This window comes from Microbacterium galbinum (genome assembly GCF_023101185.1).
GTDB classification, from domain to species: domain Bacteria; phylum Actinomycetota; class Actinomycetes; order Actinomycetales; family Microbacteriaceae; genus Microbacterium; species Microbacterium galbinum.
The window spans coordinates 369,008-383,951 of the sequence record NZ_CP078077.1 but is presented as its reverse complement, the minus strand read 5'-3'; the positions used below and the strand labels follow the sequence as shown (position 1 = coordinate 383,951).

Below are 14,944 nucleotides of genomic sequence, written 5' to 3'. Positions count from 1 at the left end.
CGCTTCACTGGGAGCATGAGCCAGCCCCTCGTCGCCCCCGCCGATCGCCCTCCCGCAGACTCCGCGCCCGCCGTCGATCTCACCGGCATCGTCCGACGCTTCGGGCACGGCGCGAATCGGATCGTCGCGGTCGATCATGTCGACCTCCGCATCGAGCGCGGCGAGGTGGTCGCTCTGCTCGGCCCGAACGGCGCGGGCAAGACCACCACGATCGACGTGCTCCTCGGACTCTCCGAACCCGACGAGGGCACGGCGCGCGTGCTCGGTACGCATCCGCACCGCGCGGTCACGGCGGGGCGCCTCGCGGCGGTGCTGCAGACCGGCGGACTGCTCTCCGACCTGACCGTGCGCGAGACGATCTCGGTGGTCGCCGGGCTGCACGGCGCTTCCGGTCGCATCGCCGAGGTCATCGATCGCGCCGACCTCACCGCGATCGCGCGTCGCCGCGTCGGCAAATGCTCGGGTGGCGAGAAGCAGCGCGTGAAGTTCGCGCTCGCGCTGCTGCCGGACCCGGACGTGCTGGTGCTCGACGAGCCGACCGCGGGGATGGACGTCACCGCCCGTCGCCGCTTCTGGGAGGCGATGCGGGCGGATGCCGACGCCGGCCGCACGATCGTGTTCGCCACCCACTACCTCGAAGAGGCCGAGCAGTTCGCGCGGCGCACGATCGTCATGAACCACGGCCGTGTGGTCGCCGATGGCGCCACCGCCCGCCTGCGCGCGTCACTGGGTGGCCGCATCGTCTCGGCGGCGATCCCCGGCGGGATCGCTGCGCTCGCCGCGGAACTCCGCGCCGACGCCTCCGTCGCCGAGGTGTCGACCGACGCCGATCGGCTCACGGTGCGCACCGAGGCATCCGATCTGCTCGCCGGACGGCTGCTGTCGCTCGGTGCCTGCGATCTCGAGATCACCGCTCCCACCCTCGAATCCGCCTTCACCTCGCTCACGGAGGACCCGTCATGACCACGCTCGTCGCCCCCGCGCTCTACCGCACCGAACTCGTGCGGCAGATCCGCAACCCGTACACGCTCGCCTTCACCCTGGCGATGCCGGTGGCCATGTATCTGCTCTTCGGCGCGAGCATGTCGTACGCCTCGCAGAGCGTGGGCCAGGCGAACGTCTCGTTCTACGTGATGGTGTCGATGGGGGCGTACGGCACGGCCACCGCGATGAGCTCGCTGTGCTCGCTCGCCGCCTCCGAGGTCGGACAGGGGTGGGGGCGTCAGCTCGCGCTCACCCCGCTCTCGACCGCGGGATACGCGGTGACCAAGGTGCTCGCCGCGGTGTCGTTCTCGGCGCTCGCCGTGCTCTTCGTCTATGCGGCCGGTCTCGCGACGGGTGCCGAGGCATCCGACACCTGGCGCTGGTTCGCCGCCGCCGGAACCACCCTGGGGCTCGGGCTGATCTACGGCCTGTTCGGACTCGGGGTCGGCCTCGCCTTCAACTCCGACTCGGCGGCCGCTCTCGCCTCGATCTCGATCACCTTCTTCGGCTTCTTCGGCAACGTCTTCATCCCGCTCGACGGCGTGATGCTCGACATCGCGAAGTGGACCCCGATGTACGGCTACGTCGCGCTCGTGCGCTGGCCGGCCACCGACGGCACCCTCGTGGCGGGCGGGGCCGACCCGCTCTGGGCCGTGCTGCTGAACGTCGTCGTCTGGGCCGTGCTGTTCGCCGCGCTCGTGCGTCTCGGCGTGATGCGCTCGCGCAGCCGTCGTTAGGCTGGGCCGATGACCACCGAGGCTGCCGCGACCCCGGCGCACACCGGCCCCTGGGAGCGCTGGGGATGGTTGATGGCCGTCGTCTGGATGGTCTTCCTCGTCTACCCGGTGCTGGCGCTGCTCGCCTCGGATGCCGCGACCGGATGGGTCGTGCTCGGATGGGCGGGACTCGTGGCATTCGCCACCGTGTACGTGGTCGGATTCGTCATCGGGATGCGCTCGTCGTGGGGACGACCGCGCCCGATCGTGCGCACGCTGTTCTGGGTGCAGATCGCGTGCGCGCTCGCGACGATCCCGGCGATCGAGACGAACGCCCTCAGTTTCCTCCCGTACCTCATGTCGTACGCCAGCTACGGACTGCGGGGTGCCTGGCACTGGGTGACGACCCTCGCGGGGATCGCGATCGCGGCGGGCACGATCGTCGCGACGGGGAGGTTCGGCGACCACTTCCAGATCCTCGTCATCGTGCTGCTCATCGCGGTGGTGAACACCGTGAACACCTGGCTGATCGGGCGCTCGGTCGATGCCGACAAGGTGCGGATGGACCTCGCCACCAGCGAGGAGCGCACCTCGATCGCGCGCGACGTGCACGACCTGCTCGGGCACACCCTCACAGCCGTGAAGCTCAAGGCCGAGCTCGCCGAACGCCTCGTCGACCACGACCCCGTGCGCGCCAAGGCCGAACTCGCGCAGATCGTGCACCTCACGGGCGAGGCGATCGCCGGCGTGCGCAGCACCGTCACCGGCATCCGCAGCGTCGCCCTGGCGGAGCAGGTCGACGCGAGCACGGTCGCGCTCGAATCGGCGGGGCTGCACGTCGACGTCGAGGGAGACGCGGCGGCGCTGTCGCCCGCGCAGGCCCTGCCCGCCGGGTGGATCGTGCGGGAGTCGACCACGAACATCCTGCGCCACGCGAAGGCGCGGCGGGTGCGGATCACGATGGCCCCCGGTGTGGTGGCGATCGAGGACGACGGCCGCGGCGCACGGGGGCCCGCGGGCAACGGTCTGCGCGGGATGGCCGAACGCGCCGCGGCGGCGGGGGCCGTGCTCGCCGTGGAGGATGCCCCGACCGGCGGGACGAGAGTGAGCGTGACCTGGTGACCGATCCGATCCGGCTGCTGCTCGTCGACGATCAGGCCCTCGTGCGGGGCGCGATGGGCGCCCTCCTCGAGCTCGAGGACGATCTGACGGTCGTCGCGGAAGCCGCCGACGGTGCCGAAGCGGCGGACCGAGCGGCGCAGGCGCGGCCCGACGTGTGCCTGATGGACATCCAGATGCCCGGTGTCGACGGGGTGGCCGCGACGCGCGCCGTGCGCGAGGTGAGCCCGTCGACGCGTGTGCTGATCGTGACGACCTTCGCGCGTCCCGGGTATCTGCGCCGGGCTCTGGATGCGGGGGCGAGCGGCTTCATCGCCAAGGACACTCCGGCCGCGCAACTCGCGCACGCGGTCCGGCGGGTGCATCAGGGGCTCCGCGTCGTGGATCCCGCGCTCGCCGAGGCCTCGCTGTTCGAGGGCGCCAACCCGCTGAGCGAGCGCGAGCAGCAGGTGTTGCGGCTGTCGGCGGACGGGCGCGCGATCGCGCAGATCGCCGCCGAGGTGTTCCTGTCGGCCGGGACGGTGCGCAACCACCTGTCGTCGGCCATCGGCAAGACGGCGACCGAGAACCGTGCGCAGGCGGCCCGCATCGCCCGCGACAAGGGGTGGATCTAGGACCCGGCTGGATCTAGGACCCGGCTGGATCTGGAACCGGCGGGATCTCGGGGGCGGGTCTCGCGAACAGCTCGGGATCCACGGGCCGCTGCGCTCGGGGCAGTTTCTCGACGACCAGCAGGTACGACTCGGTGACCAGCTCGGTCACGAGTCCCGGCTCGAGCGACGGGCCCGGGCGCAGCGAGATCCAGTGCTTCTTGTTCATGTGGTACCCCGGCAGGATGTCGGCGAACGTCTCGCGCAGGGCGACCGCGTCGTCGGGATGCGACTTGACGGTCACCCGACCCGTGCCGTCGAGGGGCAGGAGCAGGAAGACGCGTCCGCGCACCTTGTAGACGTCCCACTCGGGGCCGAACGGGTTGGTCAGCTCGGCGCCGGCGAGCTCTTCGGCGCGTTCGGCCGCCGTGGTGGTGAGGGCATCGGCATCCATCGTCAGAACAGCCGATCCGTTCCCTTGTCGTCGGATCGCGCGGCGACGGCGACGCGATCGTCGAGGGATGCCGCCGCCAGCAGCGCCTCGTCGATGAGCTCGCGATCGCCCTGCGCGGTGAGCCACTCGTGGGCGAACGCGGTCGGGATGAGGACCGGCATGCGGTCGTGCACGTCGGCGAGATGGGCGGGCGCGGGGCGCATCACGATCGAGTAGCAGGTGAACCATTCGCCATCGGCGGTGCGGCCGCGCTGCGTGACGGCCGCCATACCGAACAGGGTGCCCTCGCCCATGCCGAACTCGTGCCACACGCGCTCGGGCTTCTTCATCTCGAACCAGCCGGTCGCCGGCACCAGCGCGCGGGTCTTGAGCGAGCCGGGGCGCTCCTGCAGGCGCTCGGAGCGGGTGTTGATCGAGGGGAACTTCGCGGGTTCGCCGTTCACGAGGAACCCCCACCACGCGGGCTCGAGCGTGGTCTGACCGTCGGCGTCGACGACCACGGGATTGAGGTTGCGGAGGTTCTTGCCGGTCGGGCGCAGGGTCTCACCCGCGTTCTGCTGCGCCCACTGGCGCAGGCCGTCGAGCACGTCGGCGTCGGCCTCGGCCAGCAGCTCGGCGTCGGTGAATCGGGGATCCAGTCCATAGCTCGCGCACATGCCCACAGGCTAGCCCGGGCCACCGACATCCGTCAGGGCGCGGGAGGGGGATCCGGTACCGTGAAACGAGTGACTCCGACCCGATCGCTCCCCGCGCCGCTCGCGATCGGCGGCGCCGTGACGATCGGCGTCATGACCGCGATCCAGGCGCGCATCAACGGCGTCCTCGGCATCCGTCTGGGCGATGGGATCGTCGCCGGTCTCGTCTCCTTCGCCGTCGGTACGGCCGTCCTCGCCGTCATCGTCGCCTCCCTCCCGTCCGGCCGCGCCGGTATGGTCCGGCTCGTCCGCGGAGTACGAGCCAGGACCATCCCGCCGTGGATGCTCCTCGGCGGCGCCTGCGGCGCGCTCACCGTCTCGACGCAGGGGCTCACCGCCGCCGTGCTCGGGGTCTCGCTGTTCACCGTGGGAGTGGTCGCGGGGCAGACCCTGCACGGACTCGTGCTCGACCGGATCGGTTTCGGACCCGCGGGCGTGGTGGCCGTGACGATGGGTCGTGTCGCCGGTGCCGCGCTCGCGCTGGTGGCCGTCGGCGTCTCGCTGGGTGGAGACGTGCTGCGCACCGCCCCGCTGTGGATGCTCGTGCTCCCGTTCGCCGCCGGCGTGGGCATCGCGTGGCAGCAGGCCGTGAACGGACGCCTGGCGCAGCGGGTGTCGTCGCCCATGGTGGCGACCATGACGAGCTTCATCGCCGGCACGGTCGTGCTCGCCGTCGCCGCCGCGATCAGCGTCGTCTCGCAGGGTGCCCCGCACGGACTGCCCGCCGAACCGTGGCTGTACACGGGCGGTTTCCTCGGCGTCGTCTACATCTTCCTCGGGGCGTTCCTCGTCGCGCACACCGGCGTGCTGCTGCTCGGACTGGGATCGGTGCTGGGGCAGCTCGTCGCCGCGGTCGCGATCGACCTGATCTGGCCCACCGAGGCGGGGCCCGCGACCTGGCAGATCGTCACGATGGTGGTGATCGCCGCGGCATCCGTGCTCGTGGCGGTCGTGCGCCGACGGCGCTGACTACTTGTTCTTCTTCTTCTTCTCGGACTTCTCGCCCTTCGTCGCCCCGTCCGGCGGCATCCGCGTGAGCAGCGCGTCGGCGTCGACGGGCGTGCGCCGCCCCGGGGACTTCGCCGGCTTGCCGCCGACGTAGAGCCACCCCAGCAGCACCTCGTTCTTCGCCAGTCCGTGCGCTCGCGCGACCGCCTTCGACCGCGTGTATCCGCCGGTGCGCCAGAACACGCCCCACCCGGCTTCGTCGAGCAGCAGGCTCAGCGTGTGCGCGACACCGGAGGCGACCGCCTCCTGCTCCCACACCGGCACCTTGTGGTTCGTGCGATAGCTGCCGACCACCGCGATCAGCAGCGACGCGCGCAGCGGCTTGGTCGACGGCTTCTTCTCGCCCTCGGCCTTCGCGATCGCGGCGCCCAGGGCGAGCCGGTCGTCACCGCGCAGCTCGATCAGTCGCCACGGCCGCAGCGACGAATGGTCGGCCACGCGCCCGGCGGCGGCGATCAGCGGAAGGAGCTCCTCGCGGGACGGCGCCTCCTCGGTGACCTTCGACCAGGACTGCCGCGAGCGGACGGCGTCGAGCGCGCTCACGCCTCGGGGGCCTCGGGAGTGAAGTTCATCGCCAGCGAGTTCATGCAGTAGCGGTCGCCGGTCGGGGTGCCGAAGCCGTCGGGGAAGACATGGCCCAGGTGCGACCCGCACGTCGCGCACCGCACTTCGGTGCGGACCATGCCGAGCGAGGTGTCCTCGATCAGCTCGACGGCCTCGGGGCGGATCGACTCGTAGAAGCTCGGCCAGCCGCAGCCGGAGTCGAACTTCGTGCCGCTCTGGAAGAGCTCGGCGCCGCATGCGCCGCAGGTGTAGAGGCCGGCGCGTCCCTCGTCGAGCAGCTCGCCGGTCCAGGCGCGCTCGGTCGCCGCCTGGCGCAGCACGGCGTACTGGTCGTCGCCGAGCTCCTTGCGCCACTCGTCTTCGGTCTTTTCCACGCTGTACGACATGAGTCCTCCTGGGGTCCTCTCCATTCTCCCCTGTCACGGGGCGCCGGGCTGCGTGCATCCACAATGGAGGGATGACGGATGCTGTTCGCGAGCGCTACGCGCGCTTCGCCGAGAAGGAGGCGCCCGGTCGCAGCGCGCTGTACGCGGAGTGGGCGGCGGGCGTCGCCGGCGACGGCCCGGTGCAGGACGTGCTCGCGCGCATCCCCGAGAACCGGCGTCAGCCGCCGCTGGTCTTCGCGGTGACCCGGCTTCTCGGAGCAGCGCTCGAGGGATATTCGGTGTGGCGGGACTTCGTGCTCCGGAACGCGGATGCCGTCGTCGCCGAGTGCTCCGCGCGCTCGCTGCAGACCAACGAGCCGCTCCGGCTCGCGGCGCTCCTCCCGGTGCTGTCGGAGATCGACGGACCGATCGCGCTGCTGGAGATCGGGGCATCCGCGGGCCTCTGCCTCTACCCGGATCGTTACTCGTACCGCTTCACCGGCTCCGATGGCGAGCTGCGGGTGGCGCTCGATCCGCTCGACGGGGTCTCCCCGGTCGTGCTCGCCAGTCGGGTCGACGGGGAGCTTCCGGAGCTGCGGCTCCCCGAGATCGTGTGGCGCGCCGGGATCGATCTCGCACCGCTCGATGCCCGCGATACCGACGATCGTCGGTGGTTGCAGGGGCTCGTGTGGCCGGGGGAGACCGGCCGCGAGCAGCGGATCGCGGCGGCGCTCGACATCGCGGCATCCGATCCGCCGATGCTCGTAGCCGGCGACGCGCTCGAACGCCTCGATGCTCTCGTCACCCGGGCGCCGGTCGGGGCGACGCTCGTGATCACCACCCCCGGCGTGCTCGTGCACATCCCGCGCGCCGCCCGGTCGGCTCTGGTCGCCCGCATCCGTGAGCTCCCGGCGCGGTGGGTCACGATCGACCCGCCCGGGCTGCTGGACGTCTGGGAGCCGCCGATCGACGTGGAGGAGTGGCCCGGATTCGCGGTCGCACTCGACGGGCGGGTGCGTGCGGCGGCCGACCCGCTCGGCGCGTGGTGGGAGTGGCGCGCGGCCGAGCGGCCGCACCCGTCCTAACCTGGGCACATGATCGGTGACCTCACGGAGCGCGACCGCGCGATCCTCGCGCTGGAGACGGTCTGGCCCCGGCACAGCGGGGCCAAGGAGGAGGCGATCCGGGCGCAGCTGGGCATGAGTGCCGCGCGCTACTACCAGCTCCTCGGCCGGCTGATCGAGTCGGATGCCGCCCTCGAGTTCGATCCGATGCTGATCCGTCGGCTGCGGCGTCTGCGCGACGCGCGCGTCGTGCGCCGTTCGGCACGGACGCCCGGTTTCGTGGGCTGACCGCGCTCTCGGATAGCATCGTGGGGTGTCCAAGCCCACCCGTGATCGTTTCGACGACGTCCCCCGCTCATCCGGCCGCGTCGGGGCGCACCGCGCCGAAGCGCCGGGGATGAACGGATGGGTGGTGCTGCTGTGGTCGTTCGTCGCGGCGCTCGTGCTCATCATCGTGGGCATCTTCGGCTCGCTGGTCGTGATGGGGCGGATCGACCTCTTCCCCGAAGCGGTACCGACCGCCGAGCCGACCCCGGTCGAGACGGGTGTGGTCGACACGACGTTCGAGGTGACGATCCTCAACGCGACGCCCGATGAGGGTCTCGACGAGCAGATGCGAGACACCCTGCTCAACGCCGGGTTCGCCACCGTGTACGCGAGCGACAGCGGCAGCCAGGACTTCGAGACCACCACGGTCTATTACGTCGACGAGGCCGATCGTCCGGCCGCACTCGGCGTCGCCGATCTCATCGGGGGAGCGGCGGTCGAGCAGAGCGACTTCTACGCCGACCTCAACGACGGCGAGGCGAAGCAGCTCACGATCGTCGTCGGCCTCGATCGCTCCGCCACGGCGCCCGAGACTTCGGCCGAGACGCCCGCTCCCTGAGACGCGTCGGGCACCCTCCGCCCGCGGCTTGCACTCGCAGGGGTCGAGTGCCAGAATGGCGTTAGCACTCTCTCACTCTGAGTGCTAAACCCAACGTCTACGTCCAGGAGGGACGAAAAAACTCATGGCAAAGATCATTGCTTTCGATGAGGAGGCCCGCCGCGGCCTCGAGCGCGGCCTCAACATCCTCGCCGACGCGGTCAAGGTGACCCTCGGCCCGCGCGGTCGCAACGTCGTGCTCGAGAAGAAGTGGGGCGCCCCCACGATCACGAACGACGGTGTGTCCATCGCCAAGGAGATCGAGCTGGACGACCCGTACGAGAAGATCGGCGCGGAGCTCGTCAAGGAGGTCGCCAAGAAGACCGACGACGTCGCCGGTGACGGAACCACCACCGCCACGGTCCTCGCACAGGCCCTGGTCCGCGAGGGACTGCGCAACGTCGCAGCCGGCGCCGACCCGATCTCGCTCAAGCGCGGCATCGAGAAGGCCGTCGCCGCGATCACCGAGGAGCTGCTTTCCAGCGCCAAGGAGATCGAGTCGAAGGAGCAGATCGCCGCCACGGCATCCATCTCCGCCGCAGACCCCGCGATCGGCGAGCTCATCGCCGAGGCGATCGACAAGGTCGGCAAGGAGGGTGTGGTCACCGTCGAGGAGTCGCAGACCTTCGGCACCGAGCTCGAGCTCACCGAGGGCATGCGCTTCGACAAGGGCTACCTGAACCCGTACTTCGTCACGGACCCCGACCGTCAGGAAGCCGTCTTCGAGGACCCCTACATCCTGATCGCGAACCAGAAGGTCTCCAACATCAAGGACCTCCTGCCGATCGTCGACAAGGTGATCCAGGACGGCAAGGAGCTCGTCATCATCGCCGAGGACGTCGAGGGCGAGGCTCTCGCGACTCTCGTGCTCAACAAGCTCAAGGGCATCTTCAAGTCGGTCGCCGTCAAGGCTCCCGGCTTCGGCGACCGTCGCAAGGCGCAGCTGCAGGACATCGCGATCCTCACCGGTGGTCAGGTCATCACCGAAGAGGTCGGCCTGAAGCTCGAGAACGCCACGCTCGACCTGCTGGGTCGTGCCCGCAAGGTCATCGTCACCAAGGACGAGACCACGATCGTCGAGGGTGCCGGTGAGGCCGAGCAGATCGAGGGTCGCGTGACCCAGATCCGTCGCGAGATCGAGAACACCGACAGCGACTACGACCGCGAGAAGCTGCAGGAGCGCCTGGCGAAGCTCGCCGGTGGCGTCGCCGTCATCAAGGCGGGCGCGGCCACCGAGGTCGAGCTCAAGGAGCGCAAGCACCGCATCGAGGACGCCGTCCGCAACGCGAAGGCAGCCGTCGAGGAGGGCATCGTCCCCGGTGGTGGCGTCGCGCTGATCCAGTCGGGCACGAAGGCGCTCAACGGTCTGTCGCTCACGGGTGACGAGGCGACCGGTGCGAACATCGTCCGCGTGGCGATCGAGGCTCCGCTCAAGCAGATCGCACTCAACGCCGGCCTCGAGCCGGGCGTCGTGGCGAACAAGGTCTCCGAGCTCCCCGCGGGCCAGGGCCTCAACGCCGCCACCGGCGAGTACGTCGACATGTTCGGCGCCGGCATCATCGACCCGGCGAAGGTGACGCGCTCCGCGCTGCAGAACGCCGCGTCGATCGCCGCGCTGTTCCTCACCACCGAGGCCGTCGTGGCCGACAAGCCCGAGAAGGCGTCCGCTCCGGTCGGCGACCCGTCGGGTGGCATGGACTTCTGATCCATCGCGCATGACAGAACGCCCCCGGCTTCGGCCGGGGGCGTTCTGCGTTCCTGTGGACGGCGGGGAGGAACCACCGTCCACAGGAGGTCGGTGTCGGCCGGCGAGCATCGGCCGACGGGCATCAGCGGAACAGGCTCGCGGAGTACTGGTCGGCGTCGCTGTACTGCATCGCGGCCGAACCGAGTGAGGTGCCGATCGAGTCGAGCACCTGCTCGACCTGCAGGGCCGCCGTGCGCCACTGCTCCGCACATCCCTGGAACGCGGTCGAGGCGCTGCCGACCCATGACGACTGCAGCTGCGTGAGCTGCGCCATGAGGGTGGTCGATTCGGACTGCAGGCGCTCCATGGTGGCGCGGGCCGCGCTGTTCGCTGCCTGGACTGCCTCGGTGTCGACGGTGAAGACGGACATCTGGATTCTCCTTCGTGATGGGAGTTCCGAGATTAGGCCGAGCATCCGCCCGTCCGTCCCCGCGATTCGCGTGCTCGACGGCGTCGCGGAAGAACCTGTGCGATCGCCCGTCCGTGCAGGACGAGTGCCGGGCGCGACGTGGCGTGTGCCGGGCGCGGCCGTGTCAGAGGTCGAGCGGCTCGAGCGGCTGCGTGTCCTCGAGCAGGTGCGCGGGCGTCGCGCGCGACGGTGCCAGGGGCAGGGTCACCGTGAAGGTGGCGCCGCCACCGGGGGTCTCCGAGACGGCGACGCTGCCGTGCAGCGCCTTCATGATCGACGCGACGATCGCGAGGCCGAGGCCCGACCCGCCGGTCTCCCGTGCGCGAGACGTGTCGGCGCGCCAGAAGCGCTCGAAGATCTGCTCGCGGATCTGCGGAGGGATGCCCTCTCCGTGGTCGACGATCGCGATGCTCGCCGTGCCCTGCACGCGGTTCGCGTCGACGACGATCTCGATCGGACCGTCCTCGGGAGAGAACCGGCGCGCGTTGCCGAGCAGGTTGGTGACGACCTGGCGCACCTTGTTCTCCTCGCCGAGCACGATCGGGGGAGTCCGGACCGGGGTGTCGGGGGTCTCCGAGAAGTCGATCGCGGGGATCTGCTCGGTCGGCGTGGGTGTCGAACGCGGACGCCGTCGCAGACGCGAGAGGGCCGCGCGCGAGAGCCCGCGGGGCGGCGGCGGGGGTGCGGGAACCGAGGCGATGCGCACGCTCGTGGTGTCGCTCGTCTCGGCGGTGCGGTCGATGACCGTCACGGTGCGTCCCGGAGCGGCCGCGCGCAGGTCGAGGGCGGCGTCGCGGGCCACGGGGCGCAGGTCGAGAGCGGCGATCTCCGGCTCGCGCTCCTCGTCGAGACGGGCGAGAGCGAGAAGATCCTCGACGAGCACACCCATCCGGATCGCCTCCTTCTCGATGCGCTCCATGGCGCGGGCGGTGTCCTCGTCGCCCTGGATCGCACCCATCCGGTACAGCTCGGCGTAGCCGCGCACGCTCACCAGCGGCGTGCGCAGCTCGTGGCTCGCATCGCCGATGAACCTGCGCATGTGCCGCACCGTGCGCTCGCGCTGCGCGAGCGAGCGGTCGACGCGGTCGAGCATCGTGTTGATCGCGGTGTTGAGACGACCGACCTCGGTCGTCGGCTCCAGATCGGTGAGTCTCTGGCTGAAGTCACCCGCGGCGATCGACATGGCCGTCGCCTCGACCTGTCCCAGCCGGCGGAAGGTGAGGGTGACGAGCCCGCGGGTGGCGAGGGCGGCGATCAGGATCGTGATCAGGGCGATCGTGATGTAGATGCCGAAGTACTGCGAGATGATCCGGTCGGCCTCGTCGAGCGGCATCGCGACGAGCTGGATGCGCAGGGCACCGCCGTCGGCGGGGATGATCGCGACGGCGCTGCGGTAGACGCTGCCGTCCTTGCCGAGGAGGTCGGTCACCTCGTCCTCGTTCGCCGCGGCCTTCTGCGGGGAGTACGACGAGGGGAAGAGCGGGGCGGACTCCAGCGGCATCGCTCCGGACGACGCGAGCAGATCCCCGTCCGCGTTGTAGATCGCGACGGCGAAGTCGCGCGGGGTGTCGCGGGGCGTCAGCGTCTCGCCGTCGTCGGCGAGCACGAAGTACCGATCGGCGAGGTTGCTCGACACCAGGGCGGGCAGCTGTGCGTCGATGTTCAGCACGAGCGCGTTGCGCAGCACCGGGACGGTGCCGACGCCGGCGACGAGCAGCCCGAGCGCGAGGATCGCGACCGTGACGCCCGTGACCTTGGCGCGCAGACTGATCCGACGCCACCATGCGGTGACCGCATCCGGCTTGTGCGCCATGCGGTCCTCCCGGTGCGGCGTGGTTGTGGTCGAGCGGACTCGGGTCAGGCGGACTTGCCGACCTTGAGCATGTAGCCGAATCCGCGCTTGGTCTGGATGAGGGATTCCTCGGTGTGCGGATCGATCTTGCGGCGCAGGTACGAGATGTAGCTCTCGACGATGCCGGCGTCGCCGTTGAAGTCGTACTCCCACACATGGTCGAGGATCTGGGCCTTCGACAGCACGCGGTTCGGGTTGAGCATGAGGTAGCGCAGCAGCTTGAACTCGGTCGGGCTCAGCTCGATCGGCTCCTTGCCCACGTGCACGTCGTGCGTGTCCTGATCCATCGCGAGCTCACCGGCGCGGATGATCGACTCCTCGTCGGCCTGCATGGTCCGGCGCAGGATCGCCTGGGCGCGCGCGACGATCTCGTCGAGGCTGAACGGCTTCGTGACGTAGTCGTCACCCCCGGCGTTCAGCCCCTCGATCTTGTCGTCGGTGCCGTCCTTCGCCGTGAGGAAGAGGATCGGCGCGGTGAATCCGGCGCCGCGCAGTCGCTTGGTGACGCTGAACCCGTTCATGTCGGGCAGCATCACGTCGAGGATGATGAGGTCCGGCTCCTCCTCGAGCACGGCCGAGATGGTGGCGGCGCCGTTGGCGACCGTCTTCACCTGGAACCCCGCGAAGCTGAGGCCCGTGGAGAGCAGGTCACGGATGTTCGGCTCGTCGTCGACGACAAGGATGCGCGCAGCAGTCATGACCCCATTATGGTGACTCCGCCGATGCTCTGGCTGATTATCTGCCGGTGCGCCCCGTCGATCAGCGGTCAGCGAACGATGAGGCGAGGTCGTGCGCGTCGAGGATCGTGTAGCTGTAGCCCTGCTCGGCGAGGAAGCGCTGGCGGTTCTGCGCGTAGTCCTGGTCGATCGTGTCGCGGGCGATCAGGGTGTAGAAGCTGGCGGTGTGACCCGACTGCTTCGGGCGCAGCAGACGGCCGAGGCGCTGGGCCTCCTCCTGGCGCGATCCGAACGATCCCGACACCTGGATGGCGACGGATGCCTCGGGCAGATCGATCGAGAAGTTCGCGACCTTCGACACGACGAGCAGCTCGATCTCGCCCTCGCGGAACTGGCGGTACAGCTCCTCGCGCTCGTCGACCGGTGTCGCTCCGGTGATCTGCGGCGCATCGAGTGCCTGCGACAGCGTTTCGAGCTGGTCGAGGTACTGACCGATCACGAGGATCCGCTCGCCCGGATGCTTCGCGATCAGCTCGCGCACGGCGTCGATCTTGGCCGGCGCCGAGGCGGCGAGACGATAGCGCTCGTCGTCGGTGGCGGCCGCGTACTCGAGCCGGTCGTCCGGTGGCAGGTCGACGCGTACCTCGTAGCAGGCGGCGGGGGAGATGAAGCCCTGCGCCTCGATCTGCTTCCACGGTGCGTCGAAGCGCTTGGGGCCGATCAGGCTGAAGACATCGCCCTCGCGACCGTCCTCGCGCACGAGCGTGGCGGTCAGGCCGATGCGGCGGCGGGCCTGCAGGTCGGCGGTGAGCTTGAACACCGGCGCGGGAAGGAGGTGCACCTCGTCGTAGACGATCAGACCCCAGTCGAGCGCGTCGAGGAGCGCCAGGTGCGCGTACTCGCCCTTCCGCTTGGCCGTGAGGATCTGGTACGTCGCGATCGTGACCGGCTTGACCTCCTTGGACTGGCCGGAGTACTCGCCGATCTCCTCGGGGGTGAGGCTCGTGCGCTTGAGCAGTTCGTCGCGCCACTGGCGGGCCGACACCGTGTTCGTGACGAGGATGAGCGTGGTCGTCTTGGTGGCGGCCATGGCGCCGGCGCCGACGATCGTCTTCCCCGCGCCGCAGGGGAGCACCACGACCCCGGAGCCGTCCTTCGCGAAGGCGTCGACGGCATCCTGCTGGTAGGGGCGGATCTTCCACGAGCTCTCAGCGAGGTCGATCTCGTGCGGTGTGCCCGGCGTGTACCCGGCGAGGTCCTCGGCCGGCCAGCCGATCTTGAGGAGCTCCTGCTTGATCTGGCCGCGGGCCCAGGCGTCGACGACGAAGGTCTCGGGAGTCGGGTGACCGATCAGCAGCGGCTGGATGCGCTTGTTGTGCGCGACCTGCGACAGCACGGCGGGGTCGGTGGAGCGCAGGATCAGCACGCCCTCGTCGTCGCGCTCGATCACCAGACGGCCGTAACGGTTCACCGTCTCCTTCAGATCGACGGCCACGGAGGGCGGCACGGGGAAGCGCGACCAGCGGTCGAGGGTCTCGAGCATGTCGTCGGCGGTGTGCCCGGCGGCGCGTGCGTTCCACAGTCCCAGGCGCGTGATGCGGTACGTGTGGATGTGCTCGGGGGCGCGCTCGAGCTCGGCGAAGATCGCCAGTTCGTGGCGCGCGCTCTCGGCATCCGCGTGGGCGACCTCGAGCAGCACGGTGCGATCGCTCTGGACGATCAGGGGGCCATCAGACATAGCAGACAATCCTACCCGCGCCCGGCTGTGCGGGCGC

General features: G+C 70.1%; 17 protein-coding genes. 9 read left to right on the top strand and 8 right to left on the bottom strand.

Features of this window, described 5'->3' with window-relative positions:
- The first annotated feature begins 15 nt into the window (after window positions 1–15).
- From KV396_RS01950 to KV396_RS01935, 4 genes are read left to right on the top strand one after another with little or no spacing between them, the layout of a single operon-like run.
- Window positions 16–963, top strand: coding sequence for an ABC transporter ATP-binding protein (locus KV396_RS01950; RefSeq protein ID WP_247956666.1), 948 nt, complete (start codon window positions 16–18; stop codon window positions 961–963).
- Window positions 960–1,721, top strand: a complete 762-nt coding sequence (locus KV396_RS01945) for an ABC transporter permease (protein WP_247956665.1) — start codon at window positions 960–962, stop codon at window positions 1,719–1,721. The genes KV396_RS01950 and KV396_RS01945 overlap by 4 nt, the downstream gene beginning before the upstream one ends.
- A gap of 9 nt (window positions 1,722–1,730) precedes the next feature.
- Window positions 1,731–2,822 carry a sensor histidine kinase gene (locus KV396_RS01940; RefSeq protein ID WP_247956664.1) on the top strand — a complete coding sequence of 364 codons (1,092 nt, stop codon included), beginning with the start codon at window positions 1,731–1,733 and terminating at the stop codon, window positions 2,820–2,822.
- A complete protein-coding gene (locus KV396_RS01935; RefSeq protein ID WP_282185365.1) occupies window positions 2,819–3,433 on the top strand; it encodes a response regulator transcription factor in 615 nt (204 codons plus the stop codon). The genes KV396_RS01940 and KV396_RS01935 overlap by 4 nt, the downstream gene beginning before the upstream one ends.
- 13 nt (window positions 3,434–3,446) lie before the next feature.
- Here KV396_RS01935 and KV396_RS01930 read toward each other — a convergent pair whose 3' ends face one another.
- Together KV396_RS01930 and KV396_RS01925 are read right to left on the bottom strand one after the other, a co-directional pair.
- The gene (locus tag KV396_RS01930) at window positions 3,447–3,863 is read right to left on the bottom strand and encodes an MmcQ/YjbR family DNA-binding protein (RefSeq protein WP_247956663.1); all 417 of its coding nucleotides are present in this window, start codon (window positions 3,861–3,863) and stop codon (window positions 3,447–3,449) included.
- A gap of 2 nt (window positions 3,864–3,865) precedes the next feature.
- Window positions 3,866–4,519: an SOS response-associated peptidase family protein gene (locus tag KV396_RS01925; protein WP_247634212.1), complete on the bottom strand. Its 654-nt coding sequence runs from the start codon at window positions 4,517–4,519 to the stop codon at window positions 3,866–3,868.
- Between the two features lie 132 nt (window positions 4,520–4,651).
- Here KV396_RS01925 and KV396_RS01920 point away from each other — a divergent pair, with 132 nt between their 5' ends.
- Window positions 4,652–5,527 carry a DMT family transporter gene (locus KV396_RS01920; RefSeq protein ID WP_407665591.1) on the top strand — a complete coding sequence of 292 codons (876 nt, stop codon included), beginning with the start codon at window positions 4,652–4,654 and terminating at the stop codon, window positions 5,525–5,527.
- Here KV396_RS01920 and KV396_RS01915 read toward each other — a convergent pair whose 3' ends face one another.
- On the bottom strand, window positions 5,528–6,109 hold the full coding sequence (locus KV396_RS01915) for a nitroreductase family protein (protein WP_247956661.1): 582 nt from the start codon (window positions 6,107–6,109) through the stop codon (window positions 5,528–5,530).
- Window positions 6,106–6,516 carry a peptide-methionine (R)-S-oxide reductase MsrB gene (gene msrB, locus KV396_RS01910; RefSeq protein WP_247624993.1) on the bottom strand — a complete coding sequence of 137 codons (411 nt, stop codon included), beginning with the start codon at window positions 6,514–6,516 and terminating at the stop codon, window positions 6,106–6,108. Before msrB ends, KV396_RS01915 begins: the two co-directional genes overlap by 4 nt.
- A 71-nt stretch (window positions 6,517–6,587) precedes the next feature.
- On the opposite strand from msrB, the gene KV396_RS01905 reads away from it, so the two are divergent.
- From KV396_RS01905 to groL, 4 genes are all read left to right on the top strand, one after another.
- Window positions 6,588–7,580 (top strand): DUF2332 domain-containing protein, encoded by a 993-nt coding sequence (locus tag KV396_RS01905; RefSeq protein ID WP_247956660.1) that lies wholly within the window; start codon window positions 6,588–6,590, stop codon window positions 7,578–7,580.
- A gap of 9 nt (window positions 7,581–7,589) precedes the next feature.
- Window positions 7,590–7,847, top strand: a complete 258-nt coding sequence (locus KV396_RS01900) for a DUF3263 domain-containing protein (protein WP_247634216.1) — start codon at window positions 7,590–7,592, stop codon at window positions 7,845–7,847.
- Between the two features lie 25 nt (window positions 7,848–7,872).
- On the top strand, window positions 7,873–8,445 hold the full coding sequence (locus KV396_RS01895) for a LytR C-terminal domain-containing protein (protein WP_247624990.1): 573 nt from the start codon (window positions 7,873–7,875) through the stop codon (window positions 8,443–8,445).
- A 124-nt stretch (window positions 8,446–8,569) separates the two neighbouring features.
- Window positions 8,570–10,189, top strand: a complete 1,620-nt coding sequence (gene groL / locus KV396_RS01890) for a chaperonin GroEL (RefSeq protein ID WP_247956659.1) — start codon at window positions 8,570–8,572, stop codon at window positions 10,187–10,189.
- A 124-nt stretch (window positions 10,190–10,313) separates the two neighbouring features.
- Here the strand turns inward: groL and KV396_RS01885 are convergent, their stop codons facing one another.
- The 4 genes from KV396_RS01885 to KV396_RS01870 all read right to left on the bottom strand — a co-directional run bounded on the left by KV396_RS01885 (window position 10,314) and on the right by KV396_RS01870 (window position 14,907).
- Entirely contained in the window at window positions 10,314–10,601 is a 288-nt protein-coding gene (locus KV396_RS01885; protein WP_247624988.1) for a WXG100 family type VII secretion target, read from the bottom strand.
- A gap of 163 nt (window positions 10,602–10,764) precedes the next feature.
- Entirely contained in the window at window positions 10,765–12,453 is a 1,689-nt protein-coding gene (locus KV396_RS01880) for a sensor histidine kinase (protein WP_247956658.1), read from the bottom strand.
- Between the two features lie 44 nt (window positions 12,454–12,497).
- Complete coding sequence (locus KV396_RS01875) at window positions 12,498–13,190, bottom strand: response regulator transcription factor (protein ID WP_247624986.1); 693 nt, start codon at window positions 13,188–13,190, stop codon at window positions 12,498–12,500.
- 61 nt (window positions 13,191–13,251) lie between these two features.
- The gene (locus tag KV396_RS01870; protein WP_247956657.1) at window positions 13,252–14,907 is read right to left on the bottom strand and encodes a DNA repair helicase XPB; all 1,656 of its coding nucleotides are present in this window, start codon (window positions 14,905–14,907) and stop codon (window positions 13,252–13,254) included.
- Between the last annotated feature and the right edge of the window lie 37 nt (window positions 14,908–14,944).

Coding starts and splice junctions, on each gene's coding strand:
- KV396_RS01950 (WP_247956666.1), top strand. CDS start 16: ATGAGCCAGCCCCTCGTCGCCCCCGCCGATCGCCCTCCCGCAGACTCC.
- KV396_RS01900 (WP_247634216.1), top strand. CDS start 7,590: ATGATCGGTGACCTCACGGAGCGCGACCGCGCGATCCTCGCGCTGGAG.
- KV396_RS01870 (WP_247956657.1), bottom strand. CDS start 14,907: ATGTCTGATGGCCCCCTGATCGTCCAGAGCGATCGCACCGTGCTGCTC.
- msrB (WP_247624993.1), bottom strand. CDS start 6,516: ATGTCGTACAGCGTGGAAAAGACCGAAGACGAGTGGCGCAAGGAGCTC.
- KV396_RS01905 (WP_247956660.1), top strand. CDS start 6,588: ATGACGGATGCTGTTCGCGAGCGCTACGCGCGCTTCGCCGAGAAGGAG.
- KV396_RS01930 (WP_247956663.1), bottom strand. CDS start 3,863: ATGGATGCCGATGCCCTCACCACCACGGCGGCCGAACGCGCCGAAGAG.
- KV396_RS01940 (WP_247956664.1), top strand. CDS start 1,731: ATGACCACCGAGGCTGCCGCGACCCCGGCGCACACCGGCCCCTGGGAG.
- KV396_RS01920 (WP_407665591.1), top strand. CDS start 4,652: ATGACCGCGATCCAGGCGCGCATCAACGGCGTCCTCGGCATCCGTCTG.
- KV396_RS01945 (WP_247956665.1), top strand. CDS start 960: ATGACCACGCTCGTCGCCCCCGCGCTCTACCGCACCGAACTCGTGCGG.
- KV396_RS01925 (WP_247634212.1), bottom strand. CDS start 4,519: ATGTGCGCGAGCTATGGACTGGATCCCCGATTCACCGACGCCGAGCTG.
- groL (WP_247956659.1), top strand. CDS start 8,570: ATGGCAAAGATCATTGCTTTCGATGAGGAGGCCCGCCGCGGCCTCGAG.
- KV396_RS01875 (WP_247624986.1), bottom strand. CDS start 13,190: ATGACTGCTGCGCGCATCCTTGTCGTCGACGACGAGCCGAACATCCGT.
- KV396_RS01880 (WP_247956658.1), bottom strand. CDS start 12,453: ATGGCGCACAAGCCGGATGCGGTCACCGCATGGTGGCGTCGGATCAGT.
- KV396_RS01885 (WP_247624988.1), bottom strand. CDS start 10,601: ATGTCCGTCTTCACCGTCGACACCGAGGCAGTCCAGGCAGCGAACAGC.